Raw genomic sequence first — 24,022 nt, 5'->3', positions numbered from 1 at the left:
CTGATGGCCAGCCTGAGTCACGAGACGACATCAAAGCGTTGATATGGGTCGCCTGAGATTCGAACTCAGGACCAGCCGGTTAAAAGCCGGATGCTCTACCGCTGAGCTAGCGACCCGTGCCCGCTTGGGCATGCCGTTTACGGCACCAGGTGAGGTTATCACTCAGGTCGCCGGAGAGACTGGTGGCTGCCGAACCATGGTCATGACTGGATCGAAGCCGTGGGCCGATCCCCAGATCGACCCTGATGCTTGGGTCGCCGATTCCGCCGTCGTCATTGGCAATGTCCGAATGGAAGAGGGCAGCAGCCTCTGGCCTACGGCAGTGGCTCGCGGTGATTTGGAACAGATCAGCATCGGCGCAGGGAGCAATGTTCAGGATGGTGCCGTGCTCCATGGCGATCCGGGGCAGCCGGTGCGTATCGGTGTCAACGTCACCATTGGTCACCGAGCCGTTATCCATGGCGCCACGCTGGAGGATGGGTGCCTGGTGGGGATTGGTGCCATCGTTTTGAATGGCGTCACCGTCGGTGCAGGTGCTCTGGTCGCCGCAGGATCAGTCGTCACCAGGGATGTGTCCCCTGGGACCCTGGTGATGGGCGCCCCGGCCGTTGTGAAACGGGACCTCTCTCCGGAATCGATCGATGAGCAGCGCCGCCATGCCCAGCGCTATGCGCGACTGGCGGCCTCCCACGCCCAAATCAATCCTTGAACTCAACCCCCTGATTGCTGCGAATTTGATCAGCTTTCAAGGATGGTCGTGGGATCCACGTAGAAGTCCGTAAGATCGGCGATACTGATTTCTGTTTTCAAGAATGGTCCGAGTTGCCATCGGTCTGGTCCTCATCCTGGTGATCGTCGGTTACTCGGCCTTCAGCGTGATCACCACGGGCCAAGTGCTGGGCATCGATGCCCGTCTTTTCCTTGTGGTCGCTCCGATCCTCGCCGCCATCAGCTGGGCTGCCTTCAACATTGGCCGTGCTGCTGTCGGTCAGTTGCAGCTGATGCTCAAGCGCAGTCGCGCTTGATTCCGAGGCGAGCAAGCTTCGTAGGCTGAAGGCTGCTTGATTCAGCTGGTTGTCTCAATCTCCCCGTGTCACTGTTCTGGGTGCCGGTCTTGCCGGTACAGAAGCGGCTTGGCAAGTCGCCCGTGCTGGGGTTGCGGTCACTCTTGTGGAGATGCGTCCGATTCGACGCTCTCCGGCGCACCACAGCAGTGACTTCGCGGAGTTGGTCTGCAGCAACAGCTTTGGCGCCCTGAGCAGCGACCGTGCAGCGGGTTTACTGCAGGAGGAGCTGCGTCGGCTGGGATCCCTCGTGATCGGAACGGCTGACACCCATGCTGTTCCGGCAGGTGGGGCTTTAGCGGTGGATCGCGGTCGCTACAGCGCCGCCCTCACAGAAGCACTTGATCAGCATCCTCTGGTCTCGATTGAACGACGCGAGCAGCAAACCCTGCCGCCGGCTGATGCGATCACAGTTCTGGCGACAGGGCCGCTTACCAGTGAACCCTTGGCGGAGGATCTGCGCCGTTTCACCGGACGCGCCGACTGCCATTTCTTTGATGCGGCGAGCCCGATCGTTCATGGCGACAGCATTGATCTGACGATTGCCTTCCGCGCCAGCCGCTACGACAAGGGTGATGCGGATTACATCAACTGCCCCATGGACAAGGAGCAGTACCTGGCCTTCCGCAAGGCCCTGCTCGAGGCGGAACAAGCCGAACTCAAGGACTTTGATCAGAACGACGCCATCTTTTTTGAGGGCTGTCTTCCGATTGAGGAGTTGGCGCGTCGGGGTGAAGACACCATGCGCTACGGCCCGTTGAAGCCGATCGGGCTCTGGGATCCCCGGTGGGGTGATGTGAATGATCGAGACGTGCGTCGGGCCAAGCGGGCCTACGCGGTGGTTCAGCTTCGCCAGGAAGACAAGGACGGTCGTCTGTGGAATCTCGTGGGCTTCCAGACCAATCTCAAATGGGGAGAGCAGAAGCGTGTTCTTCAGATGATTCCTGGGTTGGGGCAGGCGGAATTCGTGCGGTTTGGTGTGATGCACCGCAACACCTTTCTTGAATCGCCGCAGCTGCTGAAGCCCACGCTGCAATTTCGTCAGCGACCCACCCTCTTGGCTGCTGGCCAGATCACAGGTACTGAGGGCTATGCCGCCGCTGTGGCCGGTGGCTGGTTGGCCGGAACCAACGCGGCTCGCTTGGCCCGCGGGTTGGAGCCCATCGACCTGCCAGGGACCTGCATGAGTGGAGCCCTGACCCACTTCGTCAGCGAGGCGCCTACTGCCAAGTTTCAGCCGATGCCCCCCAATTTCGGCCTTTTGCCGGATCTACCTGAGCGGATCCGCGACAAGCGAGCCCGCTATGGCGCCTACCGCGATCGGGCCCTGCACGACCTTGAGCCGGTCCAGACCCTTCAACCCGAGACCCTGACGGTATGAACACCCCTGCGAAGGCTCGCCGGATCGAACAGCGCTCGCTGCGCTTTGGGGTCGGAGCCAATGCAGTGATGGCGCTAGCCGGGTTTTCCGCCCATGTGCTGACCGGTTCGTCGGCTTTGCTGTTGGACGGCCTCTATTCCGGTGTGCTGGTGGGCTCATCGTTGATTGCCAGCCGCATCAGCATGAATGTTGTGCGTCCCCCGGATCGGGCTTGGCCCTATGGCTACGAGGGGCAGGAGGCCTTGTATGTGTTGTTCCGCTCTCTGGTGCTGCTGGGGGTGATCGGCTTTGGCGTCGGCAGCGCCGCCTCCACCCTGATCGACTGGTGGCGGGGCTCCAGCATTGCGCCGCTGCATCTGGAACCGGTGGCGCTCTACACCGTTCTGATGACAGCGCTTTGCGGGCTGCTGGCCTGGCGACACCGCCGGGACTGGCGCCGCACCGGTGGCGTGTCCCAGTTGCTGTTGACCGAGGCTCGAAATGCTCGGATCGATGCTGTGATCACCCTTGCTACCGGCCTGGCCTTGTTGGCGTCTCCTTTGTTGCTGGGAACGCCCCTGGCCGCTGTGGCGCCAATCACCGACGCCCTGCTGGTGCTGGCTGTCAGCCTGGCTTTGTTGCGCGAACCGCTGGCGGCACTGCGCGATGCCATGGCCCAGGCCGCCGGCTGCGCGGCTGACCCAGATGTGCTTCAGCGCACACGGGTCGTGTTGATGCAGGAACTGGTGGGTCTGCAGCTGCAGATGATGGACTTCACCGTGCAGCAGTTGGGCCGTACGGCCTTTGTTGTGGTCTACATCAACCCTCTGCAGCCCCAGGAAAGTCGCGTGATCGATGGACTTCGCCATCACATCGATGCCCGTTGCAGTGCAGAGCTCGGGCGTCCTGTGCGTTCCGAGGTCATCCTCACGGTGATGCCACCGATTCATCGCCCGGATCCAAGGCCGCAGACGGCCCCCTAGCGTCACCTCCAAAGAGGCGATGCCATGAGCGAGAACCAGCAGTGGGATGCCGTTGTGATCGGTTCAGGCATCGGTGGCTTGGTTACTGCCAGTCAGTTGGCGGCGAAAGGGGCCAAGACCCTTGTGTTGGAGCGGTATCTGATCCCCGGCGGCAGTGGGGGAGCCTTCAAGCGTGAGGGCTATACCTTCGACGTCGGGGCCTCGATGATCTTTGGCTTCGGGACGAAGGGATACACCAACCTGCTCACTCGGGCCTTGGCGGACGTGGGCGAGCACTGCGACACCATTCCCGACTCTGCCCAGCTGGAGTACCACATGCCCGGTGGCCTGCGCATCGCGGTGGATCGCGATTACGAGCAGTTCATCGCTGACCTCACGGCACGGTTTCCCCACGAGGCCGAGGGAATCCGCCGCTTTTACGACACCTGTTGGCAGGTGTTCAACTGCTTGGACGCCATGCCGCTGCTGTCCCTGGAGGATCCGGCCTATCTCACCAAGGTGTTCTTCAAAGCGCCACTGGCCTGCTTAGGCCTAGCTCGCTGGCTGCCGTTCAATGTCGGAGCGGTGGCTCGACATCACATCAAGGACGAGCAGCTGTTGAAGTTCATCGATATCGAGTGCTTCTGCTGGTCGGTGATGCCGGCGGATCGCACGCCGATGATCAACGCAGGCATGGTGTTTTCCGATCGGCATGCAGGGGGGATCAACTACCCCAAGGGAGGGGTCGGTGTCATTGCCGAAAAGCTCGTGAAGGGATTGCAACGCCACGGTGGCGCCATTCGCTACCGGGCACGGGTCACGGAGGTACTGATCGAGAACGATCAGGCGGTGGGCGTGAAACTGGCCGATGGCGAGATCATCCATGCCAAGCGGGTGATCTCCAATGCCACCCGATGGGACACCTTCTCGGGTGATGGTGATGAAAAGCGCCGCTCTGGCCAGGCCCTGGTGGATGCTGCCCACACGCCTGACAAGGAGCAGTTCTGGCGCAAGCGCTATGTGCCTTCGCCGTCCTTCCTCTCGCTGCATCTGGGCGTTCGGGCCGATCTGATTCCGGCCGGCACTCATTGCCACCACCTGCTTCTCGAAGACTGGAGCCGGATGGAGGACGAGCAGGGGGTCATCTTCGTGTCGATGCCTTCGCTTTTGGATCCGGATCTGGCCCCGGCTGGGCATCACATCGTCCACACCTTCACTCCCTCATCGATGGAGGCCTGGCAAGGGCTATCGCCCAGTCACTACCGGGAGAAAAAGGAAGCCGATGCCGCGCGATTGATCCAGCGCCTGGAGGCGATCCTGCCTGGTCTTGCCGATGCGATCACCCACAAGGAGATCGGCACCCCTCGCAGCCATCGGCGCTTTCTTGGTCGCTTTCAGGGCAGTTACGGCCCGATCCCCGCGATGCAGTTGCCTGGTCTTCTACCGATGCCGTTCAACCGCACCGGGCTGAAGAACCTGTATTGCGTGGGCGATTCCTGTTTCCCCGGCCAGGGCCTGAATGCTGTGGCCTTCAGTGGTTTTGCCTGTGCCCATCGGGTTGGGGCCGACCTCGGGCTTAACCCATGGGCGCTGCCGGCCTGATCTTCTGCCTAACTTGATTTGAATGAGGAGTAGAGATGCCGTCTGAGTTTCAGCCGTCTTCCGAAGATCTGGCTCACTACCTCGAGCAAAAGGGTGAGCTCACTAAGCCCTGGAATCTGCAGATGCTGCGGCTCAAGAAGCTCAAGGAAGCCAAGGCGTCGATGGACCCTCAGCTGTATCTCGAGAAGGTGCAGGAGGCCCACGCCGATCTGATGCGTCTGGGCCAGTTCTGGAAAGGTCGCGAGCTGGAGGTGTTTGGTGGCCAATACCAACCCTCAGAACTAATCGAACCGCTACCGGGGTCTCCTGAAGACCGATGAATGGCATCGAACGCTTCGGGCTGTCGCCTCTGATCCGCTTCACTCTGCTCAGCCTGTATGGGGCCTTGGTGCTGCCCTTGCCCTTGCTTGCGCCTGATGAGTCGCGTTGGTTGATGGTCGCTGGGCTGCTGCTGGGTTTGGTGTTGGTGATCGGTTTGTTGAGTGAGCAGGTGGAGACGGACGCTGAGGGAATCCAAGTTCGCTATCCGGTGTGGATTCGCTGGTTGCTGCGCCGGGGCTGGGCCATGCGTTGGCAGGACATCCGTGCCTTGGTTCCCGTCGGTACCAGTCAGGGGGGAACGGTGTACTACCTCAAGACAGCCGATCTACGCCATCAGCTCTTGCCGCAACGCATCGAGCGGTTTGATCGATTCCTGGCTCTGCTGGCGGCCAGCACCAATGTTTCAACCCAGGGCATTGGTCGCCTGACCCCACCCTGGACCTATCAGCTCTTGGCTGGCTTGGCCGTGATGATGATTGCCGGCGAACTGCTTGCTTCCCTGGCCCTGGCTCAAGGCTGGATCGCCTTGCCTGCAGGTTATCCAGGCTGACGAAAGCCCAGGATCGTGCTTCTTGGTGGTTTTTTGATTGATACAGACTTCAACACCACGGAACCCAAGGCTTATTTCTACCCATCCCCCGCTGCAGAAATCCGGCGAAGACCTCTGGCTCGTCAACACCAACTGCAACTGGTCTGTCAGTTCAATCAGATGCAGCGGCAGTTGATGCTCAGAGCGTGCCTTGCTGCAGGGGGCCAGCACATTTTTTCCAGCCCATCGATTTGAGCGTGTTCCATTTCTCCAAAGCCTCTTCGCGCGTCATCAGCTGACTGCCCTGGGGGATTGGGTCATCAGGTGGTCGCCAATGAAAATTGCGCAGGCAAATTAATTCATTTCGAGAGCCATCTCGATGGCTTGTGAATTGGCAGAACAGCTGCTGTGGCTCATTGCTTAGCCAAGCGCCTTCAGTTTTGTAGGAAAGATCTTCAGTAATGGTTTCGCTCCATATGAGCTTGCCTTGATTCGAAAACCAGCTGCTGCTTTTGGTATTGGAGCTGGCGGAGTTTCTCAATGTGCTGCGCGTGTTCTCCGCTGCTCCAGTGTTGAGGGAATGCAACTCGGGCCTGAAGCTCTGAGATTTCGTTATTGAGTGTTCGCGCTGGGTCCTCGGACCGAAGTACCCCTTCACTGTGAACCATCACAGCCATCTGTGCCGCAGACCCGCTTGGCGATGCCCAGGCAGAAGTCCGTCCATCGAGGATTTGGAGACAATGCTGAATCCAGCCAGGCCAACCCAATGAGCAAAGCCAGAGGCCTCATCAATGCTCACCTCGATCCCGTGCTGGCGACCTTTTTGGTGATCGATGGAGCCACGCAGATCGCACCGATTGCCAACAAAGCTCGGCACTTCAACCAATGCGCGAAACCATTGAGAACGTGACCGGGAAGCCTCTGAACAGCATTGGTGCTGTAGCCGTCTGTAATGGTCGCCCCTGGGCTGACGTTGTGATTGTCGACTGATTTCAGACAGGTATTTCTGCTTCGATCTCCCAGCCTTGATTGGCAAGCTCTTCCGACGTCTTGGAGGCGTCTTCAGAAACCACATCGATGAGGAGAAACTTCTCTCCTTGGTTGCAATAAAACCTGGTTAATCCGATCACGGCGGGTCTCCCGGGTGTCGACCCCGTCATGGTCACCCGTGGGAACAGATAAATCAACTGCGACTGCGCTGGGAACAACTCTTGATTTCGTTCAGATGTTTGTGGTTGCCAAGTCGCTTCAAGACGCTCAAATCGACCCAGTTGGTCTTACGGGATGACAACCGAACTAACAAACCTTCCCTGTGGAACGGTTCAGCTCAAAGTCTGTGTGAATCACGTCTGTGAATTGGGTTGGGTGACCTCACACCATTTGGTCCCTCCTAAAGAGGCTCAACTGAAGGAATCAATTCGCGCCCACTCGGAAGGCACTAGCGTTCCTCTCTGAATGCTGCCTTGGCGGTGATTCGTGATGGAGCAGTGGGATGTCGTTGTCTCCACAAGGCTGACTTCGCGCAATGCCATGCGAGGACGTCAAATTCAACTCATCTTGAGGCGGCAAGATTCCAGTCTCTGACTGGAATGACAACGGCTGATCTAGCTTGCAGGCAGGTTGTCCAGGCTGAAGCGATAGCCCCGCTGGCGAACGGTGGTGATTCCACCGCCCTCACCCAGACCAGCCTGCTCCAACTTGCGACGCAGGGTCAGCACCTGAGTGTCCACGGAGCGGGGGCCACCGCTGAAGGGCGGCCATGCCATACGAAGAAGCTCCTGCCGGCTACGGACCAGCCCAGGGGGCATCAAAAGGGCACACAGCAGAGCAAATTCCCTGGGGCTGAGCTCCACAGGCTGCTCCCTGAGTGTGACCTGGCGCAGCAGCAGATGAACTTCGAGTGGTCCAACGGTGACCCGTTCCTGCAGCCCGCTATGTCCCCGCTTGAGCAGGGTACGACAACGGGCGGCCAATTCCTCAAGACCGAAAGGCTTGCGCAATACATCATCTGCGCCGTCATCCAGTAAGCCGACGACAGGCTCTGCACCGGTGCGTGCTGTCAGCACAATCACAGGGCAACGCAGTTGTTCGGCCAGACGGAGTGCAGAACTGCGCTCCAATAATTCAGCACTCACCAGCAGATCCGGAGACTGTTCCTGACAGACCTCTAACGCTTCAACGGCATTGGCTACAGCTGCCGTGAGATGTCCGTCCTGACGGAGCCGCTGAACCAGCACCGTGCGCAGGGTTGGATGCGGCTCCACCACCAAGACCCGAGAAGGCTCCTGACCGGTGTTTGAGGTTGGCATCACAACCGAATCGGAGCTGGCTGCAGACGTTTCAACCGAAAGGTCGTGGGGAGTGGAGGTCACTGGATCGGCCCGGGCGCGCCTACGCTAAGCCGAATTTCCTGGCAAGCTGGTAACAGGGGCTGCTGTTGCATCTCATGACATCACTCGACGACCCCGAAGCTATTCGTCATTTCCAGTCGCTGTGCGATGCCTGCCAGGAGCTGACAACGCGCTATCACACCCCTTCGGAGCTCCGGCTGTACTCCGACGGCTATTTGCATGCCTTGAGAAAATCAGGTTCTCTCGACCCTCGTTCTCAGCATCGACTTGAGCAATTGATCGATCGCTGGATCATGGATCCATCCAGCTTCATAGGCCCTGACGGGGATGTCAGCACTTTGTATATGCAGCACCCCCGGGGCTATTGAGTTAGCTCGCCAGAGCAATTTCCAATTTTTCCCTGAGTTCGCCTGAGTTGTACATCTCGATCAGGATGTCAGAGCCACCCATGAATTCCCCTTTGACGTAAACCTGTGGAATGGTTGGCCAGCTGGAAAAGTCCTTGATTCCCTGACGGATTTCCATATCGGAAAGAACATCGAATGTTTCGAATGCCACACCGAGGGAGTGCAGGATCTGGACCACGTTGTTTGAAAACCCGCACTGGGGCATCAACTTGGAGCCCTTCATGAACACGAAGATCGGGCTGGAGGCGACCAGAGTTTCAATTCGAGCTTTGGTGGAGGGGTCCATCGTTGATCCTGGGTTGAGCGTTAGGCGGACGCAGCGTCCGAAGGAGTTGAAGTGTTGAGCGCGAGGGCATGAATCGCCTCGCTGGCTAATTCTTGCTGCAGAGCGCCGTAAACCATCTGATGCTGACGGATGCGCGAAAGGCCCGCAAAAGCGGACGACACAACCGTCACTTGGAGGTGGTCACCGCCGCCGGTCAGATCCTCGACGGTGACGTTGGCGTCTGGAATGACCTGTTGGATCGCGGCTTCAACGGCATCCGGCTGCACCATGGCGGTGGTTGCGCAAGTGGGAACTGGCTCAGATGCTGACAGACCGGCTCATTGGCCGGCTGCAGATGCCCCTCGGAATTCCGTTTCCACGAAGCCCAGTTCCAGAAGGCTTTGGTAGGCCTGCTGACCCTGGGGCTTGGCAGGTGTCATCAGCTTGACCACCTCGACCAGCACTGGAACAGCCACTTCCGGCTGGTTCTGGCGACGGAACAGGGCTGCAAGCCTCAGGTTGGTTTCGGCAAGCAGCTCCAGGGCTTCACGGCCTTTGTTGTCCATCTCACGGGGAATTCGCGCGTCCAGTCCGCGGAAGGCACCACTGAGATCGCGGTAGAAGGCCAGCAGTTGCTTGGACGCTTGACGTGCCTTGTCGTAATCGGCCCGTGCCTCTGCAAGGTCTCCCCGGCTGGCGGCATCGTCGCCGCTGGCGAGCATGGATCGAACAGCCGCAGGGTTAAATCCACCCTGGGCTTGAGCAAGAACGCGGTTTCCTGCTGATGTTTGTGCGATGCCAGGAGCAGCGGTGACACCCAGGGTCGCCACCAGTGCAGCAGCTGTCAGCAATGCGCGACAACCCATGAGAACAGCAAGAAAAGTTGGGCGGACTTTAGAAGCTCTTTAGTGGTCGGCCAACGGCAGTACGGGCCGCTTGTTCAGCCGTATGCATCGCATCAGCCAATTGAATATTGAACTGGCGTGTTGCCTCACGTTCGCCTTTTGGTGGCACTGATAGGGCGGAACCGAAACAAATGGCAGCCCGGCTGAAGGGCCGTGGTGGGGCATGGCTGTATCCGAGCCCGACGGGAACGACAGGAACTGAAACGCCGCGGCTCTGGGCGAGCTGAGCCAGACGCACCAGACCCGGCCACAGCTGAATGGCCTGGTCGGTTCGATGGATCCTGCCTTCGGGAAACATCACCAGTTGCTGTCCGGCTTCCAAAAGATCGATGGCGAGGCGCAAGGTGGTCATCGAGGGTCGTCCCTGGTCCACCGGAAAGCAGCCCAGCCGTTGGAGAAACCATCCCTGTAGCCCACGCATTTCAGTGGTTGTCACCATGAAGCGACAGTCGCGGCCACTGACCCGTCTGCCTGCTGCCATCGGCAGCATGAGGGCATCCCATCGGGCGCGGTGCGTTGGCGCCAAGATCACCGGTCCTTGATGGGGCAGATGCTCCGGATGCAGCACCAGCCGCTCACGAAACTGAAGACGCAGCGCGAGGTCCTGGGTGGTGAACATCGCCAGGGGGGCCCAGAAACGGTCGATTCCGACACTTAGGGCGCTTTCTCGGGTCGCCAGGGCCGCTTGCAACGGGCTCTTCAAATTCGACGTTTGAGAACTTAAGGCCCCCAGGCAAAGCTGCATAGGATCCGGCCAACGACTGCCTCGTCATGGCCAGCCTCGGCGTCAATATTGATCACATCGCCAACATTCGCGAAGCGAGGCGAACCGTTGAGCCAGACCCAGTGTCGATGGCTCTTCTCGCCGAACTGGGCGGTGCTGATGGGATCACCGTGCACCTGAGGGAAGATCGCCGCCATATTCAGGATCGGGATGTGGAGTTGCTCAGGCAAACCTTGCGCTCCAGGCTCAACCTGGAAATGGCAGCCACCGAGGAGATGGTGGCCATAGCGCTGAAGATCAAGCCCGACATGGTCACCCTGGTGCCGGAACGGCGTGAGGAGGTCACCACCGAGGGAGGCCTTGATGTGGCAGGACAAGAGGCCTCCATGCGTGGTTTTGTGCAAACCCTTCAGGCCGCCAACATTCCGGTCAGCCTGTTTGTGGATCCGGAGCCCACTCAGCTTGAGGCCTGCAAAAGCACGGGTGCTTGCTGGGTGGAATTGCACACGGGACGTTATGCCGATGCTGACTGGAGCACCCAGCCGCAGGAGTTGGCGCGGTTGTACGAAGGCACGGCCATCGCTCGGCAGCTCGCTCTACGGGTCAACGCCGGCCATGGCCTCACGTATCAGAACGTCGAGCCCGTCGCGGCCATTCCTGGGATGGAGGAACTCAACATCGGTCACACCATCGTGGCGCGGTCTGTGGCCGTCGGACTGCAACAGGCTGTGCGAGATATGAAGGTCTTGGTTCAGAATCCCCGCCTTGATCCCCTTTTCGGACAGGCGCCCGGATGACCACCTATCACTTCATTGCAGCCAGCGAGCGCTTCCTCACGGTGGAGGAGCCGCTGGAGGAAGTGCTTCGGGAGCGTCAGCGCAACTACGCCGAGACGGGAAAGGAGATCGATTTCTGGTTGGTGAAGCAACCGGTGTTTCTTGAGGCCCCTGAGATGGTTGACGTCAAGGCGAAGGTCCCTCAACCAGCTGCTGCAGTGGTGTCTACCGACCCCACCTTCATCACCTTCCTCAAACTGCGTCTCGAATACGTCGTGGTGGGCACCTTCGAGGCACCGTCCGAGGTGATTCCCGATGCTCTTGCCAGTGCCGTCTGATGAATCCCAGTTCCCTCCCTGTTCACCAGCGCATCGCACTTCTGGTGAAAGCCCTCGATGGTGCTGAGAAAACCAACAAGGCGTTGGCGACCTGTGCCGATGGCGACGCAATGGTGGACATCCTTCTGGATGCTTCGGCCAAGCTGGGGTTGAGGCTGACCCGTCGCGATCTCACCGAGACGCCTCCGATTCGTGACTGGATTTGGTTTAAAAACAATGACCCTCTGGTCACCGTTGGTGATGCCAAGCCCCGTTATCGACGGGCAACCCCAGAAAAAGCCAAGCCGGAACAGGCGGAACAGCCGGAACGCAAGCGTTTTCTCGGTTTGTTCTGATCTGATTTTTGGTTGATGGCTTGAGACCGTCAGGTAGACAGAATTGGTAGATCTCCATGGTCTTGTCTTGAACCAGAGCAGACGCAAGCACTGGGTGATTGGAGATGTGCATGGCTGCTACCAGCCTTTGCTCAATCTGCTTGCGATTCTGCCGCCGAACGATCATCTGGTGTTCTGCGGGGATGTGATCAACCGTGGTGAGGCCATCCCCGCAACCATGGATCTGGTTTGGGATCTGATCCAGACGGGTCGTGCAACGTGGTTGCGCGGGAACCACGAGCAAGATCTCATCCAGGCCTTGAACAATCACGCTGTTGCGTCATCCCAGGATGGCTTGAGTCAGCACGCCACCTTCGGCCAGCTGGGCGAGAGCAGCGCGAGGCAGTGGCTACCGCGACTGCAACAGCTCCCCCTCATTTATCGCGGTGACGGCTGGTGCGCTACCCACGCCGGATTCAATGCAGATGGCCAGCCGGATCTCTCCATTCGCGACCCATTCTGGGAGACCTATGACGGACGTTTTGGTCTTGTTGTTGTGGGACACACGCCTCGTTCCCAGGTGGAGCGCCTGGAGCGCATCGTGCTAATCGATACAGGGGCGGTCTACGGCGGTTGTCTGTCGGCGTTCTGCCCGGAAACGGATGCTGTTGTGCAGGTTCAGGGGGCTGCAACGGACATAGCCCTTCCCCGGCCTTCGGATCTCCAGCAACGACCGTCTGTGCTGGCTGCAGATGCAGGCCCTTGCTGACGGTTTACCGAAGCAACAGGGCTGAATTTTTGGCTCGCTTGCTGTCTCGGCAGTTGATTGAGCAGCCGCTGGGGCCTTTGGAGACGGTTGAGGTGATGGTCAACACCTGGCCGACGAGCCGATGGCTGGGAGAGCAGCTGGCCATGGCCAATGGCATTAGTTCTCTGGTGCGTTTCCCATTTCCGGGCAGTCGCTTGCGGCAGCTGGTGCGCCAGGTTCTTCATCTCCCGGCGCAGGAAGATGATCCCTGGCGGGCGGGCCAGCTGGTCTGGGCTGTGCTCGAGCTGCTTCCCGAACTGTTGGAGCAACCGGTCGCCCAGCCTCTTCAAGCGTGGTTGGCCCAGCGAGAGGGAACTGCTTCGGGGTTGACGCGGGATCGCTGGCAGTTGGCGCGGTCCATCGCCGATGCCATGGACGATTACGCCCTCTACCGCCCCGACCAACTGGAGCAGTGGAAACGGCCACGACCTGATGACGACTGGCAGCCCGTGCTCTGGCGACTGCTGGCCCAAAGGCTGCCCCGAGCTCCCTTCGGCCTGCAGGTGCGTGAGGCCGTCGATCGTCTCCGGCGAGGAGACGTTGATCCGGTCCTGCTGCCGGAGCGGCTGCGGCTGTTCGGCATCAGTGCTCTGGCGCCGGTGCAGGTGGATCTGATTCAGGCCTTGTCCGGTCTTTTGGAGGTGGAGATCTACCTGCTGACCCCCTGTCCGGATCTGTGGCAGCGCTGCGGCAGTCGGCGTGCCTCGCTCGGGGATGGCTGGCTGCTACCGCCCGATGGGGGCTGGTTGGCGGAGGCGCCGCGTTTGGAGGCTGTCCTCGGGCGGATGGGCGCCGAATTCCAGCAATTGTTAGAGGGCTCCGGTGAAGCGCAGCTGGGGGAGCGACGCGAGGGTGATCTGTTTGCAGGCTCCCTGCAGATCGCCGCGGCGGAAGAGCGCCAGCCCACCCTGCTCGATCAGCTTCAGCAGCAGCTGGTGGATGCCGAGAGCATCTCTGAGCTGATTCGTTCCTCAGACGATCAGTCGCTGCTGTTTCAGGCGGCACCGGGTCCTTGGCGGGAGGTGCAATTGGTGCGTGATCGCATCCTGCAGTGGCTGGCGGCCGATCCCGATCTCGCGCCACGGGACGTGCTGGTGATGACGCCGCAGATTGAGCGCTATGCACCGTTGCTCAGCTCTGTGTTCAACGACACGGCGGCCATCGGTGTTGATTTGCCCTGGCGTCTAACCGACCGCAGTCAGCAGAGCAGTCCGGGGTTGTCGATGGCGATGTTCACGCTGCTGGAGCTGGCTGCTACACGCCTCACCGCCACGGGTCTGGAACGTCTCCTGGCGAACCCGGCTCTGCAGGGCCAGCAGGGACTTACGGCGGAGGAGGCGGTGCTGATCACCCAAACGCTGCAACGCAGCGGTTTTCGCTGGGGGTTGGACGCCCGTGAGCGGGGCGGGGACGAGCTCCACAGCCTGCGTTGGTGTCTGGACCGTTGGTTGCTGGGGCTGGTGCTGCCGGTGGAGCCGGGCCTGGCGCCGGCGGGGGCGGCACCGTTTCAGCAGGAGCTCGACCCCGACCGCCTGGTGCGTTGGTGGAGTCTTCTGGATCGTCTGGCGCGCATGCTGGATCTCTTGCGCCAGCCCCGGCCATGCCATGGCTGGGTGCAGCTGCTGCAGTCCCTGCTGGAGGAGCTGTTTGCTGATGGTGGGGCCTGGGCCGACGAGTGGCAGAGCTGGGCTGCGGCGCTGGAGGAGTGGCGGCTGCGGGCGGAAGAATGCTCCTTGGACCTCGACGCTGCAGTGGCGCTGGAGGTGCTGCAGGAGGCGTTGTCGGTGGACAGCGGCCGCTTCGGTCACCGCAGTGGTGCCCTCACCATCAGCGCCCTGGAACCGATGCGGGCGATTCCCCACAAGGTGATTGTGTTGATGGGTCTCGACAGCACTGACTTCCCCCGTCCGAGCCGGCGTCCTGGTTTCCATTTGCTGGAGCAGCAACGGCGTCTGGGGGACCCCCGTAGCAGCGACCAGGACCGCTACGTGCTGCTGGAGGCCTTGATGTCAGCTCGGCGTCATCTTTTGATCAGCTGGTGCGGTCGGCTGGAGCGTACGGGTGAGCCACAGCCGCCAGCGGCGCCCGTGGAACAGTGTCTTGCCGTCCTGCAGGAGCAGTTGCGTCGGGACAGCGCCTCCATCGAGGGGTTGGTGATCACGCCGGCGGCCAACCCCCTGTCCCCTGAAAACTTCAGACCCGAGGCGCCGCTTAGTTGTGATCGACGCCAGCTGGAGGCAAGGCGCTGGCTCGATCGCGCACCAGCATCGGCCCAGGACTCCCTGGGGCTGGCCTGGTCATCACTTTGGCGGAAACCGTTCGCCTTGCATGGGGATCTAAACGGGGACGATGACGTTCCGGCCTCGCCTCTGGACCCTGAAGGGTTGCTGGCTTGGATGCAGCAGCCTCAGAAGGTCTGGTTGCAGGCGCGGGGTTTGCGTCCTGGTGAAGGAATCGAGGCAGTGGAGGATCTTGAAGCCCTCGAGCTCGATGGTCTGCAGCGCTATCTGCTGCTGAACCACGAGCTTGAGGAGCAATTCATTTTTGGATCACCTCCGGATTGGACGGCGTTGCTGGCGGGCCAGGGCGTGCTTCCTGCGGGTGCTGGCGCTGCTCTGGAGCAGGAGGATCTGCAGACGCGTTGGCAGGCCCTGCAGCGTCAGCTGGAATCGCTCGGCCCCTGCCGGCGGGAGGTGCCTGCCCTCGCAGGCTTGCCAACGCCCCTGCTTTTCGCCGGGGACACCCAGGTGGTGGTGCAGCCCGGCATGCTTTCGGCCGCGGCCGTGATGCGTGGTTGGTTGCAGCATCTGCTGCTTTGTGCTGAGGGTTTGGCTCCTGCTGGTGGTTCAGCGGTGGTGGCCCGCAGCACACGGGTTGCCGGGGCCGAGGTGCATCTGCGCTGGACTGCGTTGCCTGAGGCTGAAGCCAAGGATCGGCTGCACGAGCTTCAGAATTTGGCGCAACAGGGCCTGGTGCAGTGCTGGCCGGTTCCCCCGAAGAGCGGCTGGCAGATGGTGGCCAAAGAGCAGCGCAAACCCGGGTCCGGGAAACTGGGATTTCGAACGACCTGGCAGGAGGAAGGCGCTACTCCGGTGATGCAGCTTTGCTTTGGTACAGAGATCTCCGCGGAGCAGCTGATGGATCAGGACGGATTCCAACAGGCTTGCCAGCTGCTCTACGGCCCTCTTCTGGTCCAACTGCGCTAAGCGAAAAGCTCGTCCAACATTTCGCCCATGCGTTCGTTCGAGATCACGACGGGATCACCCACCTGACGTCGGAAGAAGTAAGCCCGATGTTCCTGGCCGATGCTCTCGACAGCGGCGGCTTTGCGCACGAGCAGCTGAGCCAATTTCTGACGACGTTCAGGAGACACAACAGGCAGGTGGCTTCACACAACCTGTGGCGTCACTTGCACTGCATGGATGCAAGCCCCTGTTCTCTCAAGGGTTGGGTTGCATCGCTTCATGGAGCCCATAAAAAAGCGAGGGTTCTTCAGGCCCCCGCTCAGGTCGTCTTCTGTTCTGGGATGTGACAACACCCAGTCCAGTTCGCAGCTTTCGCCGGCTGCTTCATAGAAGTTAACACTGCTCTTGGGGCCTGTGCCGATCAGACTTCATCCATGGCTCAGCGCTTCGATGCCAACTCTTACCCCCTCAGTCCCGGGGTCCGCTTGCTCGAGGCAAGTGCTGGCACAGGTAAAACCTTTGCCCTGGCCCATCTCTGTCTCCGTCTGATCACGGAGGCCGATCATGCTCTCGACAGTCTGTTGGTGGTGACGTTCACCGATGCGGCGGCTGAAGAGCTGCGTTCCCGCATCGGCCAGCGCCTGCAGCAGGCGTTGCAGGGTCTTGAACAACTTGAGCAGGGTCGAGATGCTTCCGCTCCAGATCCTGTTCTGGAGGATTGGCTGGCGGGAACGGACCCAGGGGATGCGCGTCAGCTTTGGATTCGCCGCTTGCTGGTGGCTCTGGAGCAGCTGGACCGGGCTGATATCACCACCATTCATGGCTTTTGCCGACGCAGTCTTCGCCGTTTAGCCCTCAGCAACGGTGCTGCGATGGAGCCCCAGCTCGACACCGATGCCACCGCGCTTCAGGCCGAAGTGGTGCAGGACCTCTGGCAACAGGAGCTGTTGAGCCTGCCGCAGGCCCAGCTCAAGGGTTTACGTCAGCGTGGACTCTCTCCGCAGGCTCTCCGTAGGGGGTTAGCGCAACTCGATGGCGAACAGCAGCCGCGCTTCAGAGCCAGCGAAGCGGCAATCGATGTGGACCGCTCCCTCGCACCGCAGCTGGACCACTGGGTGGCGCAACTCTGGGAGGACTTTCTCCTGCTCTGGCATCGGGACCATGCCGCCCTTGATGCCGGGTTCCGCCAGGCCGCGGAACAATGGAAAGCCCAGGGATGTGGTTCCACCACCCCCTACTCCGCCAAGCCGAAGAGCGATCGCTGTGCGCAGATTAATCAGTGGCTCAGTATCCAGACGGCTGTTCCCTCGCTGCTGGAGATTGCGTCCCATGAGAAGCCACTGAAGGAGTACTTCCACCCCTCCAGTTGGTGCCGTATCGCGCGGAAGTGCGGTGAAACCGACCCCAGCCTTGTGGTGCCGGGATTGCAGGCCGCCGTCGCAGCGCTCTGGGATGGACCGTTGGAACGCACCTGGCAGTACTTGCTGGAGCGAGGCTTGCAGGAACTGGACCGCCGCCGCCGCCGTCGCGGTGTGATCACCTTTGCCGGATTGTTGGCGGCGATGGATCCCGGTGATGGCGACGTCGCTTGGCTTGCATCGCTGCAACAGCGCTATCGGGCCGTGATGGTGGATGAGTTCCAGGACACCGACCCTGTGCAGTGGCGCCTCTTGCAGCGGGCCTTCGGCGATGGTGAACGCCATCTGCTGCTGATGGTCGGGGATCCCAAGCAGGCGATCTACCGCTTTCGCGGCGGTGATCTCGCGACCTACATGGCGGCTCGGCAGCAAGTGGAGCGGATCGATCACCTGCTCGACAACTTCCGTACGACGGCACCGTTGATGGAGGGGTTGAACCGGTTAATGGCTCCTGGTCTCCCCCGCTCTGGGCTTCCAGTGCCCGCGGTGCAGCCCCGCAGCTCTGCCATGCCACCGCAGGACGCCGCGGCGTTGCAACTGCAGTTGTTCTCCACCGAGTCGCCATCCACTCGCAGTGCCTTGGAGGAAGAGATGCCCCAGCGCCTGGCTGCAATGGTGCTGGAGCAACTGCAGCAACAGGACAACCTCAACCCCGCCGACTTGTGTGTGTTGGTGAGCCGCCATCAGCAGGCTGAAGCGCTGCGGCGCGCCCTGGGTGCCTGTGGTCTCCCTACGCGCCTGGTGACGCAGGGGGATGTGCTCGACAGTGAAGCCGCCCTGCTCTTGCAGTGGTTCCTCGATGCGCTGGCAGAACCGGGCGATGACGTTCGCCTGCGCTTGCTGGCCTGCTCGGGATTGATGGGCATACCGCCAGATGGCTTGGACCAGGACCGGTTGGATCAGCTGGCTCTGCAATTGCGTGGACTGGCCGAGTTGATGCCCCGGCTGGGCCTGCTCGGAGCGCTGGCCGACCTGCTGAAGGGGGAACAGTTGGCGGGTCTATCGGAACGGGGGCGGATGTTGGGGGATCTTCAGCAGGCAGCTCGGCTGGTGCAGGAAGCGATGCACCGCCAGGGGCTGGACGTGGCCACTGCTGCGGATTGGTTGCGGCGGGAGCGGTTACACCCCAGTCAGCCCGTGCCGGAAGCGCGCCAGCCCCACAGCGATCAGGCCGACAGCGCCATCGCCGTGGTCACTGTTCACCGCAGCAAGGGTCTCGAATATCCGGTGGTGATTTGCCCGTATCTCTGGGAGTCAGCCCCAGCTGTTGCTGGCCCGCTCTGGCGTGATCCCCGTTCTGGGGAGTGCCTGGTTCGGGTGGATCTCCACTGGGGTGAGGGCTGGCAAGCGGCGCAACAGGCTCAGCAGGAGGCCATGGCCGAGGCCGAGCGGCTGGCTTATGTAGCGGTCACCCGAGCCAAATCCCAGCTCATCCTGATCTGGGCTCGAGCCTTTGGCCAGGAGGGCTCGCCCATGCCTGCCTGGCTTTTTGGTGCTGAGGCGGCTGGAGACGCGATCGAAAGCCTGACCGATCAACGGCTGAGTGATGCCCTGGGCGAGCGAGAGGTCCCTATCCGCATCTCTGCCTTGGCGGAGCGCCTGCCCAACGGGGGGCGTTGGCGGCCTCCGCTGCGGGTGGAGACGTTGGCCTTGGGTCCGATTCCAAAGCGCATCGATCGGAGTTGGGGACGGGCCAGTTACTCAGCCTGGATTGCCTCGTCCGATGAGATTCGGCTTCATGAGCATGGGCGCGATCGTGACCCAGGGGCCGAGGAAGTTGTCTCGGCAGTTGCGGAACCAGAGTGGTCTGAGACGGGGCCTTTGGCGGCCTTCCCCCGTGGAGCCGCGGCGGGGGATTGTCTGCATCGGATTCTCGAACAGTTCCCCTTCACCGCAGCAGAGGCGCCGGAGCCAAGCGAACGACTGGAGCTGATCGCCGCCGAGTTACGGCGGGCTGGCCTCGATCCAGGCCTGCAGAACGATGTGTTGACGGGCTTGGATCAGGTGCTTCAGACGCCCCTGGGTGGACCGTTGGGGTCGTTGTCGCTGGATCAGCTGGGCCCGGACCAGCGCCTGCCCGAACTCAGCTTTGATCTGCCGGTTCAGCACGTGCGGACGGCCGATCTGGTCGCTGCCTTTGCCGTTGATGCCCAAGCCCGTTTTGGTGCGTCCTACAGCCCTGCTTTGGCGTCGTTGTCGATCAACAGCCGTGGCTTTCTTACCGGGTCGATTGATCTGGTGTTCCACGACCCCCAGCACAAGCGCTGGTGGGTCCTCGACTGGAAGAGCAACTGGATCGGTGAGCGGCGCACCGGTGTTGAACCCGGGCTGTGCGGTCCGCATCACTATTCCCAGGACGCGATGGAGGATCAGATGCTGCATCACCACTACCCCCTTCAGGCGCACCTCTACCTGGTGGCCCTGCATCGACATCTGCGTTGGCGGTTGCCTGATTACGCCCCCGAGCGTCATCTGGGGGGCTATGTCTACTGCTTCCTGCGGGGGATGCCCGGATCGGTGAGTGCCTCTCCAGAGAGTCCTGTCGGCCCTGGCCGCATCGTCGAATCCGTGCCGCTTGATCGCATCGCAGCCCTTGATCGTGCCCTGGCTGAGGTGCCGACGTGACGGAGCTCCTGCCCCTGGGAAACAGTGGTTGGCCTGCCAGCTTTACGGCCGGCCTGCATGCCGCTTTGCGGCGTCGGATTCCGCCCCAAGTCGATAGCGCGGAGTTGGAGGAGCTCAGTCGCGACCTTGTCTTGGCGTTGGAGCAGGGGGAGTTGACGGTGGCTCTCACGCCGGAACGTTTGGCCGTTGCTGAAGCCAGTGGATGGCTGAAGGGGGAGACTTCCCCCCTGCTTCGTCAGGGCGACCGGCTGGGCTGGCGTCGCTGGTTGCAGGCCATGGAGCATGTGGTGGACGAGCTGGTGGAGCGGGCCCATGCTTCATTCCCGGAGCCCGTCAACGATGTCGACCCAGGGCTGTCGGCTCGTCTCAATCCTGAACAGTGCGCCGCCGTGCGCGCTCTGGACCAGGCGTCGGTCGTGCTGCTCAGCGGTGGCCCTGGCACGGGCAAAACCAGCACTGTGGTTGAGATTCTGGCCCGGGCGGAAGCACGCCATCCCGGCTTACGCATCGGCTTGGCGGCACCCACCGGTAAGGCAGCCCGGCGCCTGAGGGATGCGGTGCTGTCCCAGCGGGCTCCGTTGCCCTGCAGCACCCTCCACCGCTGGCTCGAGGCTGGCAGCCGTGGATTCGGCAGACACCGTCATCGCCCCTTGGAGTTGGACCTCCTGGTGATCGATGAAATGTCGATGTTGGATCTGGCCCTGACCCAGGCCTTGCTGGAGGCGTTGCCCAGCGCTTGTCGGCTGCTCTTGGTGGGGGATCCAGCCCAGCTGCCGCCGGTGGGAAGTGGAGCGGTCTGGCATCGGCTTCAGCAGCCCGAGGTGCGCGACCGTTTCGGCGCCGGTGCGGTGCATTTGGAACGCACCTATCGCAACCGAGGTGCCCTGGCCGTGATGGCGCAGCTGCTGCGCCGGGGGGATCTAGATGCATTTGCAGCGGATCTGACTGCCTTGCCCGAACAGGCCAATCTTCAGGTGCATCCCAGCCCCTTGCGTCGTTTTCCGGCGTTAGTGCGTGAGCGCTGGATGCAGCGCCTCAAACAATTGGAGGTGCTGGCACGTGACCTTGACCGCTGCAGCGACAAGGAGCTGATGGCAGTCTCCCGGTCGTTGTTTGAGGCGCTGGAGCAGGACCTGCTGCTGTGTCCACGCCGTCGGGGGCCATGGAGTCTTGAGGATGTACATCGCACGCTGCTGGGGGCCAGTGCCGCGGGCAAGGTCGACAGATGGCCAGTCGGGTTGCCGGTGATCTGCGGGAGCAACCAACCTGAACTCGGTTTGGCCAATGGCGACCTCGGTGTTGCCATTGGGGCCGGTTCCGAACGACGTTTGCTGTTTCAGGTCGTGGACCCTGAAGGGCAGCTGGAGGTGCGCCGCTTCCATCCAGCTCGTTTGCGCCGTTTGGAGCCTGCTGTCGCCCTCACCATTCATCGGGCCCAGGGCAGTGAGGCGGATCGGGTGATCGTTCTCTGGCCTGACCCCCTTGAGGATGGACCGGCTGCTGATCATCAACGCCGATTGCTGTACACAGCCATTACCCGTGCCCGTGTCAGCCTTGACCTGGTGACAGTGATCTGACTCGGGTGAACTGATGCGTGTTGAGCGTCCCTGGGGCTGGTACGAAACGTTGGTGCAGGGGGAGAACTATTTGGTCAAACGCCTGCTTGTACGTGCCGGGCAGCAGTTGTCTCTGCAGCGGCATCATCACCGCAGCGAAAGTTGGACCGTGGTGTCTGGTTCAGGTGCTCTGCTCTGCGGTGATCACTCTCAACCGGCGAGCACTGGTGTCATGCTCTCCATCCCTTGCGGTGCCGTGCATCGCGCCCGTGCAGACGACACTGATCTGCTGATTATCGAGGTTCAGCATGGTGAGGATCTGCGGGAAGACGACATCGAACGCCTGCAGGATGATTACGGCCGGGTGATAAATTGAACTTCAACCTTTGAAGCGTAGGCAACACAACCAGAGCGCAACTGTTTCGGTTGCAGGGAGGTTGTGAGCCTGATTTCAGAGATCAATCAGGCGAAGCCACCTTCTATGACTGAACAGCAGCAGCAGCGCGACGATTCCGCCTGCGCAGTCGATCTTTCTGCATCGGCTCTTCCGGAATCTGAACCGAATGCTGAGGTGTTCACCACCACCATCACGCCGTCTGAACCGGAGTCCGGTTTTGCTGGTTTTGGCTTTAGTGAAGCCATGATGCGCACCTTGGCGGACAAGGGATACAGCGAACCGTCTCCAATTCAGAAAGCGGCATTCCCCGAGCTGATGCTTGGCCGAGATCTGGTGGGACAGGCCCAGACCGGCACTGGCAAAACAGCAGCATTTGCGTTGCCGTTGCTCGAGCGTCTTGAGAGCGGCCAGAAAACACCCCAGGCCCTGGTGCTCGCCCCTACCCGGGAACTGGCGATGCAGGTGGCCGATTCTTTCAAGGCCTATTCCGCCGGTCATCCCCACCTGAAGGTGCTTGCGGTGTACGGCGGCACGGATTTCCGCTCTCAGATCAGTGCCCTTAGGCGCGGTGTTGATGTGGTGGTGGGCACCCCTGGTCGGGTGATGGACCACATGCGGCAGGGCACGCTCGACACCAGTGGGTTGCGCAGCCTTGTGCTTGATGAAGCGGACGAAATGCTCCGCATGGGCTTCATCGACGATGTGGAGTGGATCCTTGGCCAGTTGCCAGAGCAGCGGCAGGTTGTGCTGTTCTCGGCAACGATGCCGCCAGAGATCCGTCGTCTCTCAAAGCGTTATCTCAAGGACCCTGCTGAGGTCACGATCCGCACCAAGGATCAGGAGGGCAAGCGAATCCGGCAGCGTTCGATCACGGTGCCGATGCCGCACAAGCTCGAGGCCCTGCAACGGGTTCTGGATGCCTGTGGTGGAGAGGGTGTAATCATCTTCGCCAGAACCAAGGCGATCACCCTGACGGTGGCCGAAACCCTCGAAGCAGGCGGTCATCAGGTGGCGGTTCTCAACGGCGACGTTCCGCAGAACCAGCGGGAACGCACCGTGGAACGGCTTCGCAGTGGCTCGGTCGACATCCTTGTGGCTACTGACGTTGCGGCCCGCGGTCTCGATGTTGAGCGCATCGGCTTGGTGATCAACTACGACATGCCGTTCGACAGCGAGGCCTATGTGCACCGCATCGGCCGGACGGGCCGGGCCGGTCGGACCGGAGAAGCCGTTCTGTTTGTGACTCCCCGGGAACGACGCTTCATTCGCAACCTTGAGCGGGCTACCGGTCAGCCAATCGAAGCGATCGAAGTACCTGGCAATACGGCGATCAACCAGGGACGTCTGGACCGTCTGCGCAAGCGCTTGAGCGATGCGGCCCAGGCGGAACGCTCCGATGCCGATGAAGCGGCTTTGCTTCAGGAGTTGATGCAGCGGGTGGCAACCGAGCTGGAATTGAGCTCTGAGCAACTGGCCATGGCTGCTCTCAATCTGGCGATCGGTCCTGATCCGCTTCTGCGTAAAGGGGACGATGACTGGATTCAGAACACCCGTCGCAACGACCGCGACCGCCCCTCTGGAGAACGTCGTGAGCGGCGCGACCGACCGGCCCGGGCTCCCGAGGAGAACATGCAGCGTTACCGGGTTGAGGTGGGCCACCGCGATCGGGTGAAGCCGGGCAATCTTGTTGGCGCCATTGCCGGGGAGACCGGTCTGCAGGGTCGGATGATCGGTCGCATTCAGATCTTTGATAACCACAGCCTGGTGGACCTGCCCAAGGGCATGCCGGAGGACGTGTTCAACAACCTGCGTCGCCTGCGGGTGATGAACCGCGAACTGCAAATCACTCAGGCCACCTGATGCGGTTGCTTCTGGCTGTTGCCCTGGTCTTGGCCCCTGTTTCGGTAGCGGCATCGGACAACAGCCTGATCACCCGGTTCTGCAGAACGGCCGTCAAGGCCGAGCTGCAGAGTGCTGGGAAGGTTTCCCCCGAGGGCATGGTGGAAGACACCTGCCGCTGTTTCTTGGCGGAGGTGCAGAACGGGGCTGGAATTAAGGCGGCCCAGTCCTCCTGCAAGGCCAAGGCGGCTGAGACCTACGCCTTCTGATCCCCGG

Annotated in this window: 27 protein-coding genes and 1 tRNA gene; 19 read left to right on the top strand and 9 right to left on the bottom strand. The window is 61.3% G+C overall.

What is annotated here, in order from left to right:
• Positions 1–44: 44 nt before the first annotated feature.
• Positions 45–116, bottom strand: a tRNA-Lys gene (locus FZZ88_RS10685).
• 86 nt (positions 117–202) lie between these two features.
• Here FZZ88_RS10685 and FZZ88_RS10680 point away from each other — a divergent pair.
• From FZZ88_RS10680 to FZZ88_RS10650, 7 genes are all read left to right on the top strand, one after another.
• A complete protein-coding gene (locus FZZ88_RS10680; protein WP_226423676.1) occupies positions 203–709 on the top strand; it encodes a gamma carbonic anhydrase family protein in 507 nt (168 codons plus the stop codon).
• Positions 710–902: 193 nt separating this feature from the next.
• Positions 903–1,025 carry a photosystem II protein Y gene (locus tag FZZ88_RS10675; protein ID WP_166017357.1) on the top strand — a complete coding sequence of 41 codons (123 nt, stop codon included), beginning with the start codon at positions 903–905 and terminating at the stop codon, positions 1,023–1,025.
• Between the two features lie 49 nt (positions 1,026–1,074).
• On the top strand, positions 1,075–2,445 hold the full coding sequence (trmFO, locus tag FZZ88_RS10670; RefSeq protein ID WP_166017137.1) for an FADH(2)-oxidizing methylenetetrahydrofolate--tRNA-(uracil(54)-C(5))-methyltransferase TrmFO: 1,371 nt from the start codon (positions 1,075–1,077) through the stop codon (positions 2,443–2,445).
• Positions 2,442–3,407 carry a cation transporter gene (locus FZZ88_RS10665; RefSeq protein WP_166017136.1) on the top strand — a complete coding sequence of 322 codons (966 nt, stop codon included), beginning with the start codon at positions 2,442–2,444 and terminating at the stop codon, positions 3,405–3,407. Before trmFO ends, FZZ88_RS10665 begins: the two co-directional genes overlap by 4 nt.
• 24 nt (positions 3,408–3,431) lie before the next feature.
• The gene (gene crtH, locus FZZ88_RS10660; protein WP_166017135.1) at positions 3,432–4,988 is read left to right on the top strand and encodes a carotenoid isomerase; all 1,557 of its coding nucleotides are present in this window, start codon (positions 3,432–3,434) and stop codon (positions 4,986–4,988) included.
• Positions 4,989–5,023: 35 nt separating this feature from the next.
• A complete protein-coding gene (locus FZZ88_RS10655; RefSeq protein WP_166017134.1) occupies positions 5,024–5,308 on the top strand; it encodes a hypothetical protein in 285 nt (94 codons plus the stop codon).
• Positions 5,305–5,859, top strand: a complete 555-nt coding sequence (locus FZZ88_RS10650; protein ID WP_166017133.1) for a hypothetical protein — start codon at positions 5,305–5,307, stop codon at positions 5,857–5,859. The genes FZZ88_RS10655 and FZZ88_RS10650 overlap by 4 nt, the downstream gene beginning before the upstream one ends.
• 178 nt (positions 5,860–6,037) lie before the next feature.
• Here FZZ88_RS10650 and FZZ88_RS10645 read toward each other — a convergent pair whose 3' ends face one another.
• Positions 6,038–6,424, bottom strand: a complete 387-nt coding sequence (locus tag FZZ88_RS10645; RefSeq protein WP_226423675.1) for a hypothetical protein — start codon at positions 6,422–6,424, stop codon at positions 6,038–6,040.
• Positions 6,425–6,604: 180 nt separating this feature from the next.
• Here FZZ88_RS10645 and FZZ88_RS10640 point away from each other — a divergent pair, with 180 nt between their 5' ends.
• Entirely contained in the window at positions 6,605–6,748 is a 144-nt protein-coding gene (locus FZZ88_RS10640; protein ID WP_166017132.1) for a hypothetical protein, read from the top strand.
• Positions 6,749–6,830: 82 nt separating this feature from the next.
• Here the strand turns inward: FZZ88_RS10640 and FZZ88_RS10635 are convergent, their stop codons facing one another.
• A complete protein-coding gene (locus tag FZZ88_RS10635; protein WP_166017131.1) occupies positions 6,831–6,968 on the bottom strand; it encodes a hypothetical protein in 138 nt (45 codons plus the stop codon).
• Positions 6,969–7,442: 474 nt separating this feature from the next.
• Positions 7,443–8,210: a response regulator transcription factor gene (locus FZZ88_RS10630; RefSeq protein ID WP_166017130.1), complete on the bottom strand. Its 768-nt coding sequence runs from the start codon at positions 8,208–8,210 to the stop codon at positions 7,443–7,445.
• A 74-nt stretch (positions 8,211–8,284) separates the two neighbouring features.
• Here FZZ88_RS10630 and FZZ88_RS10625 point away from each other — a divergent pair, with 74 nt between their 5' ends.
• On the top strand, positions 8,285–8,557 hold the full coding sequence (locus FZZ88_RS10625) for a DUF6761 family protein (RefSeq protein ID WP_115025131.1): 273 nt from the start codon (positions 8,285–8,287) through the stop codon (positions 8,555–8,557).
• Between the two features lies 1 nt (position 8,558).
• On the opposite strand, the gene grxD is transcribed toward FZZ88_RS10625, so the two are convergent.
• Genes grxD through FZZ88_RS10605 form a run of 4 tightly spaced genes read right to left on the bottom strand, consistent with a single transcriptional unit; the run spans position 8,559 to position 10,457 of the window.
• The gene (gene grxD, locus FZZ88_RS10620; RefSeq protein ID WP_115093059.1) at positions 8,559–8,882 is read right to left on the bottom strand and encodes a Grx4 family monothiol glutaredoxin; all 324 of its coding nucleotides are present in this window, start codon (positions 8,880–8,882) and stop codon (positions 8,559–8,561) included.
• Positions 8,883–8,902: 20 nt separating this feature from the next.
• Positions 8,903–9,151, bottom strand: a complete 249-nt coding sequence (locus tag FZZ88_RS10615; protein WP_114987834.1) for a BolA family protein — start codon at positions 9,149–9,151, stop codon at positions 8,903–8,905.
• 48 nt (positions 9,152–9,199) lie between these two features.
• Entirely contained in the window at positions 9,200–9,727 is a 528-nt protein-coding gene (locus FZZ88_RS10610) for a hypothetical protein (RefSeq protein ID WP_166017129.1), read from the bottom strand.
• Between the two features lie 28 nt (positions 9,728–9,755).
• Positions 9,756–10,457 carry a 1-acyl-sn-glycerol-3-phosphate acyltransferase gene (locus FZZ88_RS10605; RefSeq protein ID WP_370520006.1) on the bottom strand — a complete coding sequence of 234 codons (702 nt, stop codon included), beginning with the start codon at positions 10,455–10,457 and terminating at the stop codon, positions 9,756–9,758.
• Between the two features lie 80 nt (positions 10,458–10,537).
• Here FZZ88_RS10605 and FZZ88_RS10600 point away from each other — a divergent pair, with 80 nt between their 5' ends.
• The 5 genes from FZZ88_RS10600 (at position 10,538) to FZZ88_RS10580 (ending at position 15,932) form a co-directional block, all read left to right on the top strand.
• The gene (locus FZZ88_RS10600) at positions 10,538–11,287 is read left to right on the top strand and encodes a pyridoxine 5'-phosphate synthase (protein ID WP_166017128.1); all 750 of its coding nucleotides are present in this window, start codon (positions 10,538–10,540) and stop codon (positions 11,285–11,287) included.
• A complete protein-coding gene (locus FZZ88_RS10595; protein ID WP_166017127.1) occupies positions 11,284–11,604 on the top strand; it encodes an MgPME-cyclase complex family protein in 321 nt (106 codons plus the stop codon). Before FZZ88_RS10600 ends, FZZ88_RS10595 begins: the two co-directional genes overlap by 4 nt.
• Complete coding sequence (locus FZZ88_RS10590; protein ID WP_166017126.1) at positions 11,604–11,939, top strand: hypothetical protein; 336 nt, start codon at positions 11,604–11,606, stop codon at positions 11,937–11,939. Before FZZ88_RS10595 ends, FZZ88_RS10590 begins: the two co-directional genes overlap by 1 nt.
• Before the next feature lie 67 nt (positions 11,940–12,006).
• Positions 12,007–12,687 carry a metallophosphoesterase gene (locus tag FZZ88_RS10585; protein ID WP_166017125.1) on the top strand — a complete coding sequence of 227 codons (681 nt, stop codon included), beginning with the start codon at positions 12,007–12,009 and terminating at the stop codon, positions 12,685–12,687.
• Positions 12,681–15,932, top strand: coding sequence for an exodeoxyribonuclease V subunit gamma (locus FZZ88_RS10580; RefSeq protein WP_166017124.1), 3,252 nt, complete (start codon positions 12,681–12,683; stop codon positions 15,930–15,932). Before FZZ88_RS10585 ends, FZZ88_RS10580 begins: the two co-directional genes overlap by 7 nt.
• On the opposite strand, the gene FZZ88_RS10575 is transcribed toward FZZ88_RS10580, so the two are convergent.
• Complete coding sequence (locus tag FZZ88_RS10575; protein WP_166017123.1) at positions 15,929–16,099, bottom strand: hypothetical protein; 171 nt, start codon at positions 16,097–16,099, stop codon at positions 15,929–15,931. The genes FZZ88_RS10580 and FZZ88_RS10575 overlap by 4 nt on opposite strands.
• A gap of 246 nt (positions 16,100–16,345) precedes the next feature.
• Between FZZ88_RS10575 and FZZ88_RS10570 the strand changes: the two genes are divergently transcribed.
• The 5 genes from FZZ88_RS10570 to FZZ88_RS10550 all read left to right on the top strand — a co-directional run bounded on the left by FZZ88_RS10570 (position 16,346) and on the right by FZZ88_RS10550 (position 24,015).
• Positions 16,346–19,954: a UvrD-helicase domain-containing protein gene (locus FZZ88_RS10570; RefSeq protein WP_166017122.1), complete on the top strand. Its 3,609-nt coding sequence runs from the start codon at positions 16,346–16,348 to the stop codon at positions 19,952–19,954.
• Positions 19,951–21,531 carry an AAA family ATPase gene (locus FZZ88_RS10565; protein WP_166017121.1) on the top strand — a complete coding sequence of 527 codons (1,581 nt, stop codon included), beginning with the start codon at positions 19,951–19,953 and terminating at the stop codon, positions 21,529–21,531. Before FZZ88_RS10570 ends, FZZ88_RS10565 begins: the two co-directional genes overlap by 4 nt.
• 13 nt (positions 21,532–21,544) lie before the next feature.
• Entirely contained in the window at positions 21,545–21,886 is a 342-nt protein-coding gene (locus FZZ88_RS10560; protein WP_166017120.1) for a phosphomannose isomerase type II C-terminal cupin domain, read from the top strand.
• Positions 21,887–21,991: 105 nt separating this feature from the next.
• Positions 21,992–23,767 (top strand): DEAD/DEAH box helicase, encoded by a 1,776-nt coding sequence (locus tag FZZ88_RS10555; protein WP_166017119.1) that lies wholly within the window; start codon positions 21,992–21,994, stop codon positions 23,765–23,767.
• A complete protein-coding gene (locus tag FZZ88_RS10550; RefSeq protein ID WP_166017118.1) occupies positions 23,767–24,015 on the top strand; it encodes a hypothetical protein in 249 nt (82 codons plus the stop codon). Before FZZ88_RS10555 ends, FZZ88_RS10550 begins: the two co-directional genes overlap by 1 nt.
• Positions 24,016–24,022: the final 7 nt, after the last annotated feature.

Source organism: Synechococcus sp. PH41509 (assembly GCF_020514285.1).
In the GTDB taxonomy this organism is placed as follows: domain Bacteria; phylum Cyanobacteriota; class Cyanobacteriia; order PCC-6307; family Cyanobiaceae; genus Parasynechococcus.
This window is presented reverse-complemented; position numbering and strand designations above follow the sequence as displayed.